Consider the following 15,884-nt stretch of genomic DNA (forward strand, 5'->3'; position numbering starts at 1 on the left):
GGAGTGGCCGGTCACTTCCGCACGGTAGAAAGGACCCATGCCGCAGCGTGAGATGCCCGTGGGGCACCAGGACGACGTCGATGCCGTGACCGGCGCGGTGCTGACGGCTTCGCGGCTGCTGGTCGCGGTGTCGGCCCGCTCTCTGGCCGCGGTCGAGGAGGGGGTGACGCTGCCGCAGTTCCGGATGCTGGTGGCGCTGTACAGCCGTGGTGCCATGAAACTGGTCTCGCTCGCGGAGTTGCTCCAGGTGGCGCCGTCGACGGCCATGCGCATGGTGGACCGGCTGATCGCGGCCGGTCTCGCGGTCCGGCAGGTCAACCCAGGGAATCGACGCGAGACGCTGCTGCAGCTCACGGACGAGGGGCGGCGAACGGTCGCGGACGTCACGGCCCGGCGTCACGCCGAGGTCGCCGCGATCGTCCAACGGCTTGCGCCGGACCAGCGGGCCGCCCTTGTCGAGGCGCTGACCGCCTTCAACGAGGCGGGCGGGGAGCCACCGGTCCTGGCGGTGGACCAGACGGAGCCGCACCCGCTGGGCTGGGGCGACACCTCGCTCGGGCAGGGTGCCTGAGGGCAGCTGCGGCGGGCCGTGGTGCGCCGCTGGACCGGCCGGGACGCGCTACGAGTGCTCCGGGGACGAGGTCCACTCCGGGTTCTCCAGGTACTCGGGGCAGTCGGGGTTGCGGCAGGGTCCTGGGCGCCGGACGGGCACGAAGAGCCCGAGCGTCTTGCGCCGCCGCTTGTCGGTCATGTCGAGCGGCTGCTTGCAGATCGGGCACGTCAGCTCGCCTTGGGGGCCGGTTTCATGTTCCTTGCCCATCGCTTTACGCATTCTTTAATGATAGTGCCGTGCGGCGGCGACGCAGCACCGCAGCCGGCCGCCACCGTCATGTGCGGCTTCCGGAGAAGTCTCCTGACCCCAGGATGCGGAACACCTGGTCCACCAGCGACGGCAGGTCCTCGGTGCCGTCGCTGTCCACCCAGTGGGTGAGTGCCGTAGTGAGTGCGGCCAGCGAGGCCGCGGCGAGGACGCGGGTGCTGAGCGTGGCTTCTGTCCGGAGCCGGGCCGCGAGGGCGTCGGCGAACAGGCGTTCGGTGGCGTGCTGGTTCTCCCAGACGCGGGCGCGCAGTGCCGGTGTCCGCAGGACGAGGCGGGTGCGGACCAGCAGTGCCTCCTTGTCGGCCGTGTAGACCGCGGCCAGGCCCTCGGCCAGTGCCCTGTGCAAGGCGGTGAGCGGGTCTTCCTCCTGGGGGCGTGCCTCGATGAGGCGGACGATCATCGGGTCGTAGTCGTCGCTTTCGACAACTGATTCCTTGGTGGGGAAATGACGGAAGAACGTCATGTGGGAGACCCCGGCGGCGGCCGCGATCTCCTCGACGGTGGTGTTCTCGTATCCCTGGCTGAGGAACAGCCGCAGGGCCTGCTCCTGGATGGTCCGGCGGGTCTGCGCCTTCTTGCGTTGACGCAGGCCCGCCGGCGCGGCCGGGTGCGGATTCATGGCCGGATTCCCTTCTGTGCGTCAGGTCCAGGCGAAGGTACCCGGTGTGGTCATCGGACCTGGTCGTCGCCGAGTGCGCGTGTCAGCCATCGGCCCAGTGCGGCCGATGAGGTGCCACGCCAGGCCAGGTGTGCGTCCGGCCGCACCAGCATGATCCGCTCGTCACGGGCGACGTCGGGGGTCAGCACCGTCATGACGCGGTCGTCGCCGAGGTGCCGGCGGGCCGTCGCGACGCATGGGTGAGCGCCCGAGGTCGGCAGGAGAAGCACCCAGCGTGACCCCAGCTCCGCGTGCAGACGCGTCGGAGTGCCTTCCTCCCTCACACATTCGAGGTCAGGGACCCGGTCGCCCGTGTGCGGCCCGCGAGTGGCCCAGTCGGCGAGAGAGCGGGGCGCGAGTGGGCCGGTGCGGTAGGTGACCTTCAGCTGGGAGGACTTCTCCCAGATCAGCCGCTGGACGAACGGCTGGTTCATCAGCGGGACGAAGACGCGGTCGCGCACCGCCCGCGCGAGCGCGGTCTCTCCGACGACCATGCGGGTCATGGCGCTGGTCGACTCCAGCACCTCCCGCGCGATGGGCCGCCGCTCGGCCTGGTAGGTGTCCAGCAGCGCGGTCCCGGACCGCCCGGTGGCGACGAGGGCGAGTTTCCACGCCAGGTTCTCCGCGTCGCCCAGACCGGTGTTCAGGCCTTGGCCGCCGAACGGGCTGTGGATGTGGGCCGCGTCCCCGGCCAGCAGGATCCGGCCGCGCCGGTAGGTGGAGGCCAGCCGGCGGTGGATACGGAAGGTGGAGGTCCACAGCGTCTCGCGCACCGCCACCGCGGGAAGACGTGCGTGGTCCTCGAGTACGCCGGTCAGTACGGTCAGCAGGACACCGGGCCCGAGGTCCTCCGCCATGCCCGCGGGTGCGGGCGCCATCAGGCGCCACACGTCGTCACCGGGCAGCGGAAATGCGCCGACCATCTGATTCCCGCGCAGCCATACGGAGACGGCGTCCCGGGGCAGCGGAAGCTCTGCTCTCACATCGGCGAGCAGGAAGCGCTCGATGACGGCGACCCCCGGGAATCCGATGTCTGCCGCTTTGCGCACCCGGCTGTGCGCACCGTCGCACCCCACCAGCCAGTCGGCTCGCACCTCCCCGTCGTCCGTTCCCACGAGCACGCCCCCGCCGTCCTGGTCGGCGGCACGTACGGCGCGCCCCCACTCCACCTCGACACCGAGTCCAGCGAGACGTTGCCGGAGCCGGGCCTCCACCTCGGCCTGGGAGATGAGGAGTCCGGGCCTGGTCACCAGCCTGGTGCGACCGCCGACCTTCAGCCGCGCCATGGGCTCACCGTTGACGTGGGTGATCACCTGCCCGATCTGCACCGACCGTTGCGGCAGATCCATCAGAGCGCCGAGGCGGTCCAGCACTTCCGAACCCCGGGGCTGCAGTCCGAGCGCTCGCGAGGTCGCCGAGGGGTGCTCCGCCGCGTCCAGCACCCGGACCGGAACCCCGCCCGCCCTCAACGCGCAGGCCAGGGCAAGCCCGGTCGGCCCCGCTCCGGCCACGACAACGGTCGTATCCGACATCCCGGCTCCTGGCGTTAGTGACTAACTACTGTTAGAGGCTAACACTATTCAGGGCGAAGATGTCAGGGGAGGCCCGAGCGGGACTCGTGTGCGGCACGGGTCGCCCCCAACTGCGTGTGCCTTCAGGGTCGTTGCCCCCTTCCCCGCGGGAGGGCCCGGGGGACGGTCTTGGGGACGCACGGCCCGCTGTGGGCACCGGCTCTCAGCCGCCTGCCAGGTGAGCGGCGCCCGTGCAGGGGCTAGCGGCAGGGGCGTCCTGGAGCCCTCCGCAGAGTTCGAAGGCACCGGACAGGCCGGTGAGCCGCAGGATTCGCAGGAAGCGCGGACTGTCCGTGACAAGCCGCAGCCGGCCGTGCCGGGCGCGGACGCTGTTGGAGACCCGGCACAGCAGACCAAGCCCGCTGCAGTCGATGAAGGACACCTCGCGCAGGTCCAGCACCAGGTCGGGGAACGGACGCGCGCACAGCACGTTCAGTCGGGCGCCGATGCGCGGCGCCGTGAAGATGTCTATCTCGCCGCTCAGCTCCACGATCGTCGTGTCTCCGACGACACGTTCGGTGGTGCGGGGCGTGGCCCTGATCAGAATTTCGGACACAGCCGTAGACCATCCTGATTCCGCCGGGTGCGGTAGGGCCGGCCGGGCCCTACCGGCAGGCGACCGTGGGGCCGGTGGGCCCGGGGGAGGCGGCCCTCGGCCGGTCGGTCGCGCACGGGGGCCGACCGGCCCAAGCGGATCCCGGTGGCGGGGAGTGAGCCTGGACCTGTGGGGCCGGTACGGCACCCGTGTCCTCGCCCCGAGGAGGGAACCGTGATGAAGGGATACGTCTTCCACGGTCCCGGACAGTCCGCCTGGGTGGACGTCCCGGACCCGGCCGTCAAAGACGCCACCGACGCGATCGTGCGGGTCGACGCGGTGACCATCTGCGGGACGGATCTGCACATCCTCAAGGGCGACGTGCCCGAGGTGCGTCCCGGCACGGTGCTGGGACACGAGGCGGTCGGCGAGATCGTCGAGACCGGCGGCGACGTACGCACCGTACGGCCGGGCGACCGGGTGCTCGTCTCCTGCATCACCGCCTGCGGCCGCTGCCGCTACTGCCGGGAGAGCATGTACGGCCAGTGCCGGGGCGGCGGAGGCTGGATCCTCGGCCACCTGATCGACGGCACCCAGGCCGAGTACGTCCGGGTCCCGTGCGCCGACCTGTCCGTGCACGCGCTGCCCGGCGCGGTGGACAGCAAGGACGCCGTGCTCCTCGCGGACATCTTCCCGACCTCCTACGAGGTCGGCGTGCTCAACGGGCGCGTACGGCCCGGAGACACCGTCGTCGTGGTCGGCGCCGGTCCCATCGGTCTGGCGGCGATCGCCACGGCACGGTTGTTCGCACCCGAGCGGATCGTCGCCGTGGACCTGGCCGCCTCGCGCCTGGACGCCGCCAAGAGGCTCGGCGCGGACGCCGTCGCCCACGCCGGCGAGCGGCCCGAACAGCTGATCGCCGATCTCACCGACGGGCTGGGCGCCGACGTCGTCATCGAGGCGGTCGGCGTACCGGAGACCTTCGAGCTGTGCACGCGCATGGTGCGCCCGGGGGGGCACGTCGCCAACATCGGCGTGCACGGCAGGCCCGCGACCCTGCACCTGGAAGACCTCTGGATCAAGAACGTCACCCTCACGACCGGACTGGTCGACACGTACTCCACGCCCACCCTGCTGCGCATGACGGCCGCCGGCCGGCTCCCCACCTCGCAGCTGGTAACCCATACGTTCCCGCTGGAACAGATGGAGGAGGCGTACGACGTCTTCGCCCGGGCCGCCGACACCGGCGCGCTCAAGGTGGTGCTCGGCGAGCCGCAGCACGATGTCGTCGCCGTCCGCCCGGCCTGACACGCCTGACACGGAGGAAGTGAGCTGTTGTGCCCGAGCAGGCGATGTGGAAGAAGGCGGACTCCTCCCCGCGAGGGGACCTCGGCCGGCGGATCGCCCAGCGGCGGTCCGAACTCGGTCTGACCCGGCGGGAGACGGCCGCGCGCGCGGGGACGTCCGCGAGCTACCTGCGGTACCTGGAGGAGGAACCGGCCGCCTCGCCGGACGCCGGTGTGCTGCTCAGGCTCGCCGGAGCTCTCGGGACCACCGTGACGGACCTCTCCGGCGGCAACGTCGATCTGCCGCCCGGCCTGGGCCGGGCAGCACGGCACCGCCGGTTCACCGAGCTGAGCGCGACGGAGTGCCGGACGCTGATCGGCACGCACGGAGTGGGAAGGATCGCGGTGTCCACCCCCTCCGGTCCCGCCATCGTTCACGTCAACTACGGCGTCGTCGACGGCGAGATCGTCTTCCGGACCGCGCCCGGCACCACACCCTGGCAGGCTCGTGGGAGCCTGGTCGCCTTCGAGGTCGACCGGATCGACGACGCGCTCAGCCAGGGCTGGAGTGTGCTGGTGCGCGGCACCGCCCAGGCAGTGACCGAGCCGGACGAGGTGCGCCGGCTGGAGGCGAGGGCGTACAGCATGCCCTGGGCCGGAGGCCGGCGTGACGTGTGGGTGCGGATCGACCCCGTCGGCATCACCGGCCGCCGCATCGAATCCCGCTGACACTGCGGGCCGGCCCGGGGCCGTACGTCGGTCAGGCCGTACGTCGGTCAGACGGTCGTCTCGTCCGGGACGGTGAGCCGGATGCCGGTGATGAGGTCGGGGCTGATGCGGACCGCGTAGTCCATCGTCTGCTGCACCCACGGGTGCAGCATCGCCCGGTAGCGGGCCAGCTCCCGGGCGTCGGTCACGAGGCGCGCGAAGCCGGTGACCACGACGCACCAGCCGAGGTGGGTCTCCGGGTCGATGGCGTCCGCCTCGTAGGCGACGACCACGTCCCGGGCGTCCGCGTCCTGGGTGTGCAGGGTCAGGGCCGCGCCCTCATGGGTGCGGATGACGATGCCGCCGCCGTCCAGGACGTGGTTGACCGGGCGTACCGTCGGCAGGGCACACCGGGTGAAGACGATCCTGCCCACGGACACACTGCCCAGCAGCCGCAGGGCCTCGGCACTGTCCAGCGCGACGCTCCGGCGCGGTCCCGCGAGCCCGGGCCGCGCGGCCGGAGCGGCCGTGCCGATCTCTCGTCCTGGTTCGTCACTCATCGCGTGCTCGTCCGTTCAGGCGATGCCGTGCGGTTGCGGAAGTGTCAGGGCCGCTCGGCCCCTGTCACCCTGTCGGCCGGAGGCCGGAGGGCGGCCCGTCCGGCCTCCAGCCGGGCGACCGGGACGCGGAACGGCGAGCAGGAGACGTAGTCCAGCCCGGTGGCGTGGAAGAAGTGGAGGGAGTCCGGGTCGCCGCCGTGCTCGCCGCAGACGCCGGTCTTCAGCCCGGGGTGAGCGGCGCGGCCCTCGGCGGTGGCGAGTTCGACCAGCCGGCCGACACCCTCGCGGTCCAGGCGCTCGAACGGGGAGGCCGGGAAGATGCCCTTGTCGAGGTAGGCCGAGAAGAACTCGGCCTCGACGTCGTCGCGGGAGAAGCCCCAGGTGGTCTGGGTCAGGTCGTTGGTGCCGAAGGAGAAGAAGTCCGCCTGTTCGGCGATCCGGCCCGCCGTCAGCGCGGCCCGGGGCAGCTCGATCATGGTGCCGACCGGGCAGCGCACGGGGACGCCGGTCTCCGCCGAGACCTCGGCCAGCACGCGTTCCACCTCGTCGCGTTCCAGCCGGAGCTCCTCGACGCAGCCGATCAGCGGCACCATGATCTCCGCGAGCGGGGTGCCACCGGCCCGGGTGCGCTCCACGACCGCCTCGGCGACGGCGCGTACCTGCATGGCGACCAGGCCCGGAACCACCAGGCCCAGGCGGACGCCGCGCAGGCCGAGCATGGGGTTCTCCTCGTGCATGCGGCTCACCGCTTCGAGCAGCTCGACGTCGTGCGGGTCGGGCAGGCCGCCACGGGCCTCCGCGGTCGCGATGCGCACGGCGAGTCCGGTGCGGTCGGGAAGAAACTCGTGCAGCGGCGGGTCGAGGAGGCGGATCGTGACCGGAAGGCCGTCCATCGCCGCCAGGATGCCGATGAAGTCCCGGCGTTGCAGCGGCAGCAGCGCGGCCAGTGCGCGGCGCCGCTGGTGGTCCGTGCGCGCCAGGATCATCTCCTCGACCAGCTTGCGGCGCTCGCCGAGGAACATGTGCTCGGTGCGGCACAGGCCGATGCCCTGCGCGCCGAACCGGCGGGCGCGGGCGGCGTCCTCGGGGGTGTCGGCGTTGGCCCGCACCTCCAGCCGCCTTACGGCGTCGGCCTGTTGCAGCGCTCCGGCCACGGCCTCGGTCAGATCGCCGGACCGCTCGCCCGTCTCCAGGTACCGCGTGACCGCCGAGTCCACCAGCGGCGCCGCCCCCGGGTACACGGCACCGGCGGTGCCGTCCACGGAGATGACCGTGCCCTCCTCGACGACGATGCCGTCAAGGGTGGTGAAACTCCGTGTGCCGGCGTGCACGCGGAGTTCCCCGGCGCCGCAGACGCAGACCTTGCCCATGCCGCGGGCGACCACGGCCGCGTGGCTGGTCCTGCCGCCGTGGCTGGTCAGCACCGCCTGCGCGGCGACCATGCCGGGCAGGTCGTCGGGGGTGGTCTCGTGGCGTACGAGGACGACCTTCTCCCCGGTGGCGGCGCGCCGTACGGCCGTGGCGGAGTCGAAGACCACCGCGCCCACCGCGGCGCCGGGCGAGGCCGGGACGCCCCGCGCGAGCACGGGTCCGGTCGCGGAGGTGTCGAAGCGCGGGAACATCAGCCGGGCCAGTTCGTCCCCGCTCACGCGGGTCAGGGCCTCGTCGGGGGTGAGGACCCCCTCGTCGGCCAGCTCGGCGGCGATGGTGAAGGAGGCTTCGGCGGTGCGCTTGCCGACGCGGGTCTGGAGCATCCACAGCCGGCCCCGCTCGACGGTGAACTCGATGTCGCACAGGTCCCGGTAGTGGCTCTCCAACGCCTGCGCGTATTGCCGCAGTTGGTCGTACGAGTGCGGGTCCAGCCGTCGCAGCTCGGTCAGCGCAACGGTGTTGCGGACCCCGGCGACGACGTCCTCGCCCTGCGCGTCGGGGAGGTAGTCGCCGTAGAGGCCGGGGCGTCCGGTGACGGGGTCGCGGGTGAAGGCGACGCCGCTGCCGGAGTCGGGGCCGAGGTTGCCGAAGACCATACGCTGGACGGTCACTGCCGTGCCCAGGTCGTCGGGGATGTGCTCGCGCCGCCGGTAGAGGCGGGCGCGTTCGCCGTTCCAGGACCGGAAGACGGCGAGCACCGCGCGCCGCAGTTGCTCGGCGGGGGACTGGGGGAAGTCGTGCCCGGTCGCGTCGTAGATCAGCTTCTTGAACATCTCCACGAGTTCGGCGAGGTCGCGGGCGTCCAGGTGCATGTCGTCCGGGGCGTCACGGGCCTCCTTCAGCACGGCCATGGCCTCCTCGAAGAGCGAGGCCTCGACGCCCATGACCGTGCTGCCGAACATCTGCACAAGGCGCCGGTACGAGTCCCAGGCGAAGCGCTCGTTCCCGGAGGCCTCGGCCAGGCCCAGGACGGACGCGTCGTCGAGGCCGATGTCCAGGACCGTCTCCATCATGCCGGGCATGGAGGGACGCGCCCCGGAGCGGACCGACACCAGCAGTGGATCGTCCGGGTGCCCGAGGCGGCGTCCCGCGGCGGCCTCGACGGCCGAGAGGTGCGCGGAGATCTCCCGGGACATGCCTTCGGGCTCCGCGCCCGTGGCCAGGAAGGCCCGGCAGGCCTCGGTGCTGACGATGAAGCCGGGCGGCACCGGAAGGCCCATGCGGGTCATCTCGGCGAGGTTCGCGCCCTTGCCGCCGAGCAGGCCGGCCATGCCACGGCCGCCCTCGGCGAAGTCGTACACGTAGCGGACCATGATCCTCTGCCCTGCCTTCCGTTGCCGGGCCCCGACGGTCCGGCCCGACTCCAGCCTCGGACGCGCGCGGGCGCGAGGGCAGGTGCCGGACGGTCCCGGCTCGGGGGAGAACAGGGCCGACCGGCCCTGGCCCTTCGACCCGGATGCGAGCAAGATCCTGAGCACGGAAGCCGACCGCGTCCGACGGGGACGGCGGCGTACGACAGGAGCGTGCCATGCCGGACAGCGAGCGCAGCGGCGCCGGGACCCCGATCCGCGTCTTCCTCCTCGACGACCACGAGGTGGTACGCCGCGGGGTCCGCGACCTGCTCGACGACGAGCCGGACATCACCGTGGTCGGCGAGGGCGCCACCGCCGAGCAGGCCCTCGTCCGGGTGCCGGCCCTGCGTCCGCAGGTCGCGGTGCTGGACGTCCGGCTGCCGGACGGCGACGGCGTGAGCGTCTGCCGGGAGTTGCGCTCGCGCATGCCGGACCTGGCCTGTCTGATGCTGACCTCGTTCGACGACGAGGAGGCCCTGCTGGACTCGATCATGGCGGGCGCGTCCGGGTACGTGCTCAAGCAGATCCAGGGCTCCGACCTGGTCTCCGCCGTCCGGACGGTGGCCCGCGGCCAGTCCCTGCTGGATCCGAGCGCCACCACCCGCCTGATGGCCCGACTGCGCGGCGGACAGCGACCGGAGCCCGAGCCGGACGCCCTGCCTCAGCTGACCGCCCGGGAGAGGGAGATCCTCGCCCTCATCGGCGAGGGCCTGACCAACCGGCAGATCGGGCAGCGGCTCTACCTCGCCGAGAAGACCGTCAAGAACCACATCTCCCGCATGCTGGCCAAGCTCGGCGTGGAACGCCGCATCCAGGCAGCCGTCATCGCGACGCAGGCCCAGGACCGGCTGAGGCAGCAAGGACGGTGAGAGCGCGCGCTGCCCGGCGGGCGCTGCACCGTCCGCGTCCCCTTCAGGCCATTTGCCCCTACCCGGTGCCGCACCCTCCCCAGGGCTTATACCGTGGCAGATGACCGGAACGTTCGGCCCGGGACAGATCAAGGGGACCTGGAGGATCAGCGGTGGGACGCCCCAAGGAGCCCGGGGTACAAGCCCGTGTGCGGCTGCCGCAGCTGAGGCTGGACGAGCTCCTGGAGGAGCTCCAGGCCCGCCTGGACGCGGCCCGGGGAACCCGCGACCGCGTCCACAGCCTTCTGGAGGCGCTGCTCTCCGTCGGCCGTGAACTGGACCTTCAGCAGGCCTTGCGCGGCATCGTGCAGGCCGCCGCCGTACTGGTGGACGCCGAGTACGCCGCCCTCGGCGTGATCGGCCCGGACGGCAGGCGGCTGTCGGAGTTCCTCACCGTGGGCATCAGCGACGAGGGGATCGCCCGGATCGGCCACTATCCCGAGGGACACGGCATCCTCGGCGAACTCATCCGCAACCCCGAGACCCTGCGCCTGGAGAAGATCTCCGCGCACTCCGCCTCGTACGGCTTCCCGGCGAACCACCCGCCGATGAACACCTTCCTCGGCGTCCCCATCCGGGTCCGCGACCAGATCTTCGGCAACCTCTACCTGACCGAGAAACGTGGCGGGGCACAGTTCGACGAGGACGACGAGTCGGTGCTTTCCACTCTGGCCGTGGCCGCCGGAGTGGCCATCGACAACGCCCGGCTCTACGAGGAGTCCCGGCTGCGGGAGCGGTGGCTGCGGGCCAGCGCCGAGATCACCCACCGGCTGCTGTCCGGCAGCGAACGCACCGAGGTCCTCGCCCTCATCGCCGAGCGGGCCAGGGAGAACACCGGCGCCGCCCTGGCCGTGGTCGCGGTGCCCGTGGAGCACACCGGCTCGCTCACCGTGGAACTCGCCATCGGCCAGGAGGCCGACGCACACCGGGGGCGGGTGCTGCCCGCCGGGGACAGCCTGATCGGCCAGGCCTTCTCGACCGGCGTCCCGGTCACCAGCCCCGACGTGGCCGTCGACGACCGGGTGTCGGCCGATCCCGGGCTGGTGAGCACGCTCGGCCCGGCGGTGGCCGTGCCCATCGGCGGCAAGGACGGCGTTCGAGGAGTCGTGCTGCTGGCCCGCGCGGCGGGCCGGACGGCGTTCTCGGAGAAGGAGACCGAACCGCTCCAGGGCTTCGCCGCCCAGGCCGCGGTCGCCATGGAGCTCGCCGAGCGCCGACGGGACGCCGAGCAGATCGCACTGCTCCAGGACCGCGACCGCATCGCCCGTGACCTGCACGACCTGGCCATCCAGCGGCTGTTCGCCACCGGTATGACGCTGCAGAGCGCCGGCCGGTTCATCGAGCATCCGCAGGCCTCGGAGCGGGTCGCGCGGGCCGTGGACGACCTGGACGAAACCATCAAGATCATCAGGTCCACGATCTTCGGGCTGCGCTCGCGCGACGACGCCGTCGGGCAGGGACTGCGCGCCAGGGTGGTCCGGGCGGTCGGGGAAGCGGCGCCGGTGCTCGGTTTCGCTCCCAGCCTCCGCATGGAGGGCCTGCTGGACACCCAGGTCCCCAAGGAGACCGCCGACCACGCGCTCGCCGTCCTGTCCGAGGCACTCGCCAACGTCGCCCGGCACGCTCACGCGGACCGTGCCGACGTCGTCCTGGAGACCGACGGCGGCACGCTGACCCTCACGGTCGCGGACAACGGCGTCGGCATCCCGCCGGACGGCCGCCGCAGCGGCCTGCGGAACATGGCCGACCGAGCGGAGCAACTGGGCGGCTCGCTGGAGGTGACCAGTCCTTCCGAAGGCGGGGCGCGGCTGGTGTGGCGGGTACCGGTGGGGGAGGCGTAGCGCGGTCTGTTCCGGGCCGCTCGCCGGTCGTCCCGCCCCGGTCGGCCCTGTGGCGCGGGCCCCCTCAGCCGGACGCCGATCCCGGCGGTCCGGCGCCGAGGAGGCACCGTGATGACCGGGACCCAGCCGCAGACCTGCGCGGGGTTGCCGCGGCGTGGATGCGGAGGTCAGTGCGCCGGATCCTGGTGCTGCCGGACGATGACCACCGGGCACGCCGCGTGCTGGGCGCAGCGCTGACTGACCGAGCCCAGCATCGCCCGGGCGAAGCCGCCTCGTCCGCGGCTCCCCACCACGAGCAGCTCCGCTCCTTGCGAGGCGCGGATCAGCACCTCCGACGGGTCGCCCTCCACGAGCTCCTGGCGCAGCCCGGCGGGACGTTCGTCCGGGAAGACGGCGCCCAACTCCTCCGTGAAGCGCTCCCGGGCCTGCTCCAGGTCGAAGTCCGGGTCGATCGCGGGGCCGCTGAAACCGGCGGACGAAGGCGTGTCCCAGGCGTGCACCGCCTCCACGACACCGCCGACCGACTGCGCGTACCGGGCCGCCCAGCGCAGCGCCGCGTAGGAGGACGGCGAACCGTCCACTCCCACGACCACCCGTGGTACCGGCTCAGAGGAATGCATGGCCACCTCATCACGAGTCGATGTCTCCACAGTTCCACGCTGCCCGCACCGGCAGCCCCGCGCCAGCCGGGCGGCTCCCGCCGTCGGCGCAATCCCGGGCCGTCCCAGGGCGCCCGCGTCATCCGGAGGGTCTGCCGGCGCAAGGACGACGGGATTTCCCGGCTGCGCGACGATGGTCGCAGCAGTGTGGCTGTTGCTCACTCGTCTGCGGGACGCGGGGGCCGACCGGGCGGATGGCCCACCCGGCCCGATGTCCATGGCCGTCACGACTCCGCGGCCGCCCTGCCTTCCAGACCCGTGATGATCGTGTCCAGCACCAGACGGAAGACGCGGTCCTCATCGGGGCGTGGGCTCGCGGGTTCGCCCGTCCGGGCCGCGGGGATGAGGGCGGGCTTGAGCTTCGCCCACGTGGAGCGTGCCGTTGAATGCGGCGGTGAGGACCCCGGCGACGGCGCAGACGGCGGCGGTCTCCGGGTTCTCCCGCAGCGGCACCCCCGCGGCGCCCGGGATCGCGGTCAGCGCGGCCAGGAACGGGTCTTCGCGCTGGATGAAGTCCGGCTGATGGCTGAACGAGTAGGTCATCAGCTTGGGATGGCGGTGTGCCAGCGTCCGGAAGTCCGTGGCGAGCAGGCGGACCCGCTCCTGCCAGGGAGCGTGCTCCAGCGTCACGGTCCGGAACCGGGTGCCGACCGTTCTCGCCACGCCGCGCAGCACGGCGGCCCTGGTCGGCACGTGGTGGTAGAGCGACATCGGGTTCGCGTCCATCACCGTCGCGAGCTTTCGCATGGTGAGCGCCTCGACACCGTCCGCGTCGATGAGCCGCAGGGCGGCGGCGTAGATCCCGGCCTCGGTCAGAGGCACTTCTCTCTTCCTGGTTCCCCGCGGCGGGCGCTTCGGCTTTTCCATACCGCGTACGGTAGTAGTGCCATACGCTGCATGGAAGTGACTCCATGCGCGCGGTCCGCCTGTGCGGTCGGGGTTGCGCTCGACTTCCCAAACGTCGTACGGCCCACCAAGCCTGATCCTCGTCCCCTGACACCTGTCGGCGGGACATCCAAGCCACCTCGGGCAAGGGTGAGTGGGCGCCGGTGCTTGAGGGAGCACCGGCGCCCACGGCTTCGCGCTACCCGATGACCTGTTCGGACCAGATCGTCTTGCCGTTCTGTCCATGGCGGCAGCCCCAGCGCGCGCCGAGTTGAGCGACGAGGAACAGACCGCGTCCTCCCTCGTCGGTGATGTGGGCACGCCGCAGACGCGGCTGGCTGCAGCTGGAGTCGGTGACCTCGCAGACCAGCACGTCATGACGGATCAGGCGCAGCTGCGCCGGCGGACGGCCGTAGCGGATGGCGTTCGTGACCAGTTCGCTGACGATGACTTCGGTGGTGAACAGGAGGTCGCTCAGCCCCCACAGGGTGAGTTGACGGGCTGTCCATTCCCGGGCCGCGGAGACGGCGGACGGATCGGCCGGGATGTCCCAGCGGGCGGTGTCCTTCGCCGGGACGGCGCGGGTGCGGGCCAGCAGCAGAGTCGCGTCGTCGCGCGGCGCCCGCCCCGCCAGGCCGGCGAGGACGGTTCGACCGGTTTCGGCCAGAGGGCGGTCCGGACTGCAGGACGCGGCGAGGACATGCGTCAGGCGCCGGAGTCCCTGGTCGATGTCGCGGTCGCCCCCTTCGATCAGGCCGTTGGTGCAGAGCGCGAGGACGCTGCCCGGCTCCAGCTCGACGGTGGTGGTCTCGTACGGCATGCCGCAGACGGCGAGTGGCGGCCCGGGGGCGACCTCGATCGTCTCGGCACTCCCGTCGGGCCGCACGAGGACGGGGGGTGGGTGCCCGGCACTGGCCAGGGCGCAGCGCCGGGTGACGGGGTCGTAGACCGCGTACAGGCATGTGGCGCCGATGATGTCGTGGTCGTCGGGCGGTGCTTCGGCCGCGAGTCGCTGCACCACGTCCGCGATCCGGGTCAGCAGCTCGTCCGGTTCGAGGTCGAGGTCCGCGAGGGTCTGGATGGCGGAGCGCAGCCGGCCCATGGTGGCGGTCGCGGGCACGCCGTGGCCGATCACGTCTCCGGCGACGAGGGCCAGCCGCAGAGAGGGGAGTGTGATGGCGTCGTACCAGTCGCCGCTGACGTCCGCTCCACCGCCCGCGGGCAGGTGGACGCCGGCGGTCTCGGCCGCCGGAGTGTCGGTCGTGGCGGGGGGAAGGAGACGTTGCTGCAGAGCCACGGCGGCTCGGTGCTCGCGGGTGTAGCGGCGGGCGTTGTCGACGGCGAGCGCGCCCGTCCAGGCGATCTGCGTGAGGAGGTCCGCCTCGTCCTTGGTGAACGGGTCGGAGCGGCCGGTGCGCCAGACCGATATGTCACCGAGGGTGAGGCCGCGGGCGTACAACGGCGCCGCCATCACGGAATGGGCGCCCTCCGGGACGAGGTACTCGATCAGCCCCGGGTCGTGGATCAGCGAGACGAGGTGGTCACGGTCGTGGATCACCGTCTCACCGCTCGGGAAGTCGATGGGGTGCTGGGCAAGGTGGGGGACGGGGGCGCCGAGGCGGATGCCGGACGGCCACTCCACCGTGGCCGGAGCCTGGGCCGCGTTGCGCAGACGCAGATCCGCTCCGCGCGGGTGCTTCACGGGTTCGTCCCCGTCGAAGACGCAACTCACGAGGTCGACCGCGACGAAGTCCCCCAGGGCCGGTACGAGTACGTCCGCGAGATCCTGCGCGGCGCGCGCGACGTCCAGCGACCGTCCCGCGTGCTCGGCCACGGCACGGGTGAGGTCCAGGTGTCGTCGAGTACGCAGGTCTTTCGTGCCGTCGATGTACAGGGCCGCCACCCCCGTCGGGTGCCCTCGCGTGTCCTCCAGACGGAAGGCGGACAGTGACAGGGCCTGTCGCCGCGCCGGATCGTGCCGCCAGCCGACGTGCAGGTTCCTGCGGATGACCGGGACTCCCGTGCTGAGCACCCGGCGCAGTACTGCCTCGAGCCGCTCGGCGTCCTCGGCGTGGAGCACGTCGCGGAGCCGGGTGCCGGGCTGTACTCGGCGGCCGTCCGCAGTGCCCGGGGTGGCGTTCGTCTGCACGGTGACGAGGTCCGTGTCATGCAGAGCGATCGTGATCCGGTTTTGTGAGGACAGCGCGCGCAGGAGTGCCGCGCCCTGCTCGTGGTCGGTGACGTGGTCCGCCGGCGCCGCCAGGACGAGGAACTCCGCGGAGCCTTCCAACGCCGAGATCCGGAAGGTGACGTCGACGGTGTCGCCGGACCGGTGCCGCAGTCGTGTCCTGCCGGATGCCGGCAGTTCGGTGGACCCGTTCGGCTCGTCGGGGCGGTCGGCCAGCAGTTCCCGTACGGAGCGGCCGCAGACCTTCTCGGCCGTGAAGCCCGTCAGGGCCTTCGCCGCCCCGGTCCACAGCAGCACCGTCCCCCGACCGTCGAGCAAGGCGGCCGCCACGCCGTCGAAGGCGTGCCCCCCTTGTGCATCACGCACCGGGGACGAACGGTTCAGGTGGTGTGTGCCCATGTTGCCACTTCCTGGTAGGGGGC

14 protein-coding genes are annotated in these 15,884 nt (G+C 72.1%); 5 read left to right on the top strand and 9 right to left on the bottom strand.

Annotated elements, in window-relative coordinates; translation table 11 throughout:
• The first annotated feature begins 37 nt into the window (after positions 1–37).
• The gene (locus ACIHCM_RS25360; RefSeq protein WP_399899965.1) at positions 38–571 is read left to right on the top strand and encodes a MarR family winged helix-turn-helix transcriptional regulator; all 534 of its coding nucleotides are present in this window, start codon (positions 38–40) and stop codon (positions 569–571) included.
• Positions 572–619: 48 nt separating this feature from the next.
• On the opposite strand, the gene ACIHCM_RS25365 is transcribed toward ACIHCM_RS25360, so the two are convergent.
• The 4 genes from ACIHCM_RS25365 to ACIHCM_RS25380 form a co-directional block, all read right to left on the bottom strand.
• Entirely contained in the window at positions 620–832 is a 213-nt protein-coding gene (locus ACIHCM_RS25365; protein WP_399899968.1) for a hypothetical protein, read from the bottom strand.
• A gap of 55 nt (positions 833–887) precedes the next feature.
• Entirely contained in the window at positions 888–1,499 is a 612-nt protein-coding gene (locus ACIHCM_RS25370) for a TetR/AcrR family transcriptional regulator (RefSeq protein WP_399899971.1), read from the bottom strand.
• A gap of 50 nt (positions 1,500–1,549) precedes the next feature.
• Positions 1,550–3,070, bottom strand: a complete 1,521-nt coding sequence (locus ACIHCM_RS25375; protein WP_399899973.1) for an FAD-dependent monooxygenase — start codon at positions 3,068–3,070, stop codon at positions 1,550–1,552.
• 202 nt (positions 3,071–3,272) lie between these two features.
• Positions 3,273–3,665, bottom strand: coding sequence for an STAS domain-containing protein (locus ACIHCM_RS25380; RefSeq protein WP_399899976.1), 393 nt, complete (start codon positions 3,663–3,665; stop codon positions 3,273–3,275).
• A gap of 216 nt (positions 3,666–3,881) precedes the next feature.
• Between ACIHCM_RS25380 and ACIHCM_RS25385 the strand changes: the two genes are divergently transcribed.
• Positions 3,882–4,952, top strand: a complete 1,071-nt coding sequence (locus tag ACIHCM_RS25385; RefSeq protein ID WP_399900330.1) for a zinc-dependent alcohol dehydrogenase family protein — start codon at positions 3,882–3,884, stop codon at positions 4,950–4,952.
• A 44-nt stretch (positions 4,953–4,996) separates the two neighbouring features.
• On the top strand, positions 4,997–5,659 hold the full coding sequence (locus ACIHCM_RS25390; protein WP_399900333.1) for a helix-turn-helix domain-containing protein: 663 nt from the start codon (positions 4,997–4,999) through the stop codon (positions 5,657–5,659).
• Between the two features lie 47 nt (positions 5,660–5,706).
• On the opposite strand, the gene ACIHCM_RS25395 is transcribed toward ACIHCM_RS25390, so the two are convergent.
• A complete protein-coding gene (locus tag ACIHCM_RS25395; protein WP_399899979.1) occupies positions 5,707–6,198 on the bottom strand; it encodes a pyridoxamine 5'-phosphate oxidase family protein in 492 nt (163 codons plus the stop codon).
• Between the two features lie 44 nt (positions 6,199–6,242).
• On the bottom strand, positions 6,243–8,942 hold the full coding sequence (ppdK, locus tag ACIHCM_RS25400; protein WP_399899981.1) for a pyruvate, phosphate dikinase: 2,700 nt from the start codon (positions 8,940–8,942) through the stop codon (positions 6,243–6,245).
• A 215-nt stretch (positions 8,943–9,157) separates the two neighbouring features.
• On the opposite strand from ppdK, the gene ACIHCM_RS25405 reads away from it, so the two are divergent.
• Together ACIHCM_RS25405 and ACIHCM_RS25410 are read left to right on the top strand one after the other, a co-directional pair.
• A complete protein-coding gene (locus ACIHCM_RS25405) occupies positions 9,158–9,850 on the top strand; it encodes a response regulator (protein WP_399899984.1) in 693 nt (230 codons plus the stop codon).
• 152 nt (positions 9,851–10,002) lie between these two features.
• Complete coding sequence (locus tag ACIHCM_RS25410; protein ID WP_399899987.1) at positions 10,003–11,730, top strand: GAF domain-containing protein; 1,728 nt, start codon at positions 10,003–10,005, stop codon at positions 11,728–11,730.
• Between the two features lie 167 nt (positions 11,731–11,897).
• Here ACIHCM_RS25410 and ACIHCM_RS25415 read toward each other — a convergent pair whose 3' ends face one another.
• From ACIHCM_RS25415 to ACIHCM_RS25425, 3 genes are all read right to left on the bottom strand, one after another.
• Positions 11,898–12,350: a universal stress protein gene (locus tag ACIHCM_RS25415; RefSeq protein ID WP_399899989.1), complete on the bottom strand. Its 453-nt coding sequence runs from the start codon at positions 12,348–12,350 to the stop codon at positions 11,898–11,900.
• 336 nt (positions 12,351–12,686) lie between these two features.
• Complete coding sequence (locus tag ACIHCM_RS25420; protein ID WP_399899992.1) at positions 12,687–13,211, bottom strand: TetR/AcrR family transcriptional regulator; 525 nt, start codon at positions 13,209–13,211, stop codon at positions 12,687–12,689.
• A 262-nt stretch (positions 13,212–13,473) separates the two neighbouring features.
• A complete protein-coding gene (locus ACIHCM_RS25425; RefSeq protein WP_399899995.1) occupies positions 13,474–15,828 on the bottom strand; it encodes a SpoIIE family protein phosphatase in 2,355 nt (784 codons plus the stop codon).
• Positions 15,829–15,884: the final 56 nt, after the last annotated feature.

The organism is Streptomyces sp. NPDC052023 (assembly GCF_044548465.1).
Lineage (GTDB): Bacteria > Actinomycetota > Actinomycetes > Streptomycetales > Streptomycetaceae > Streptomyces.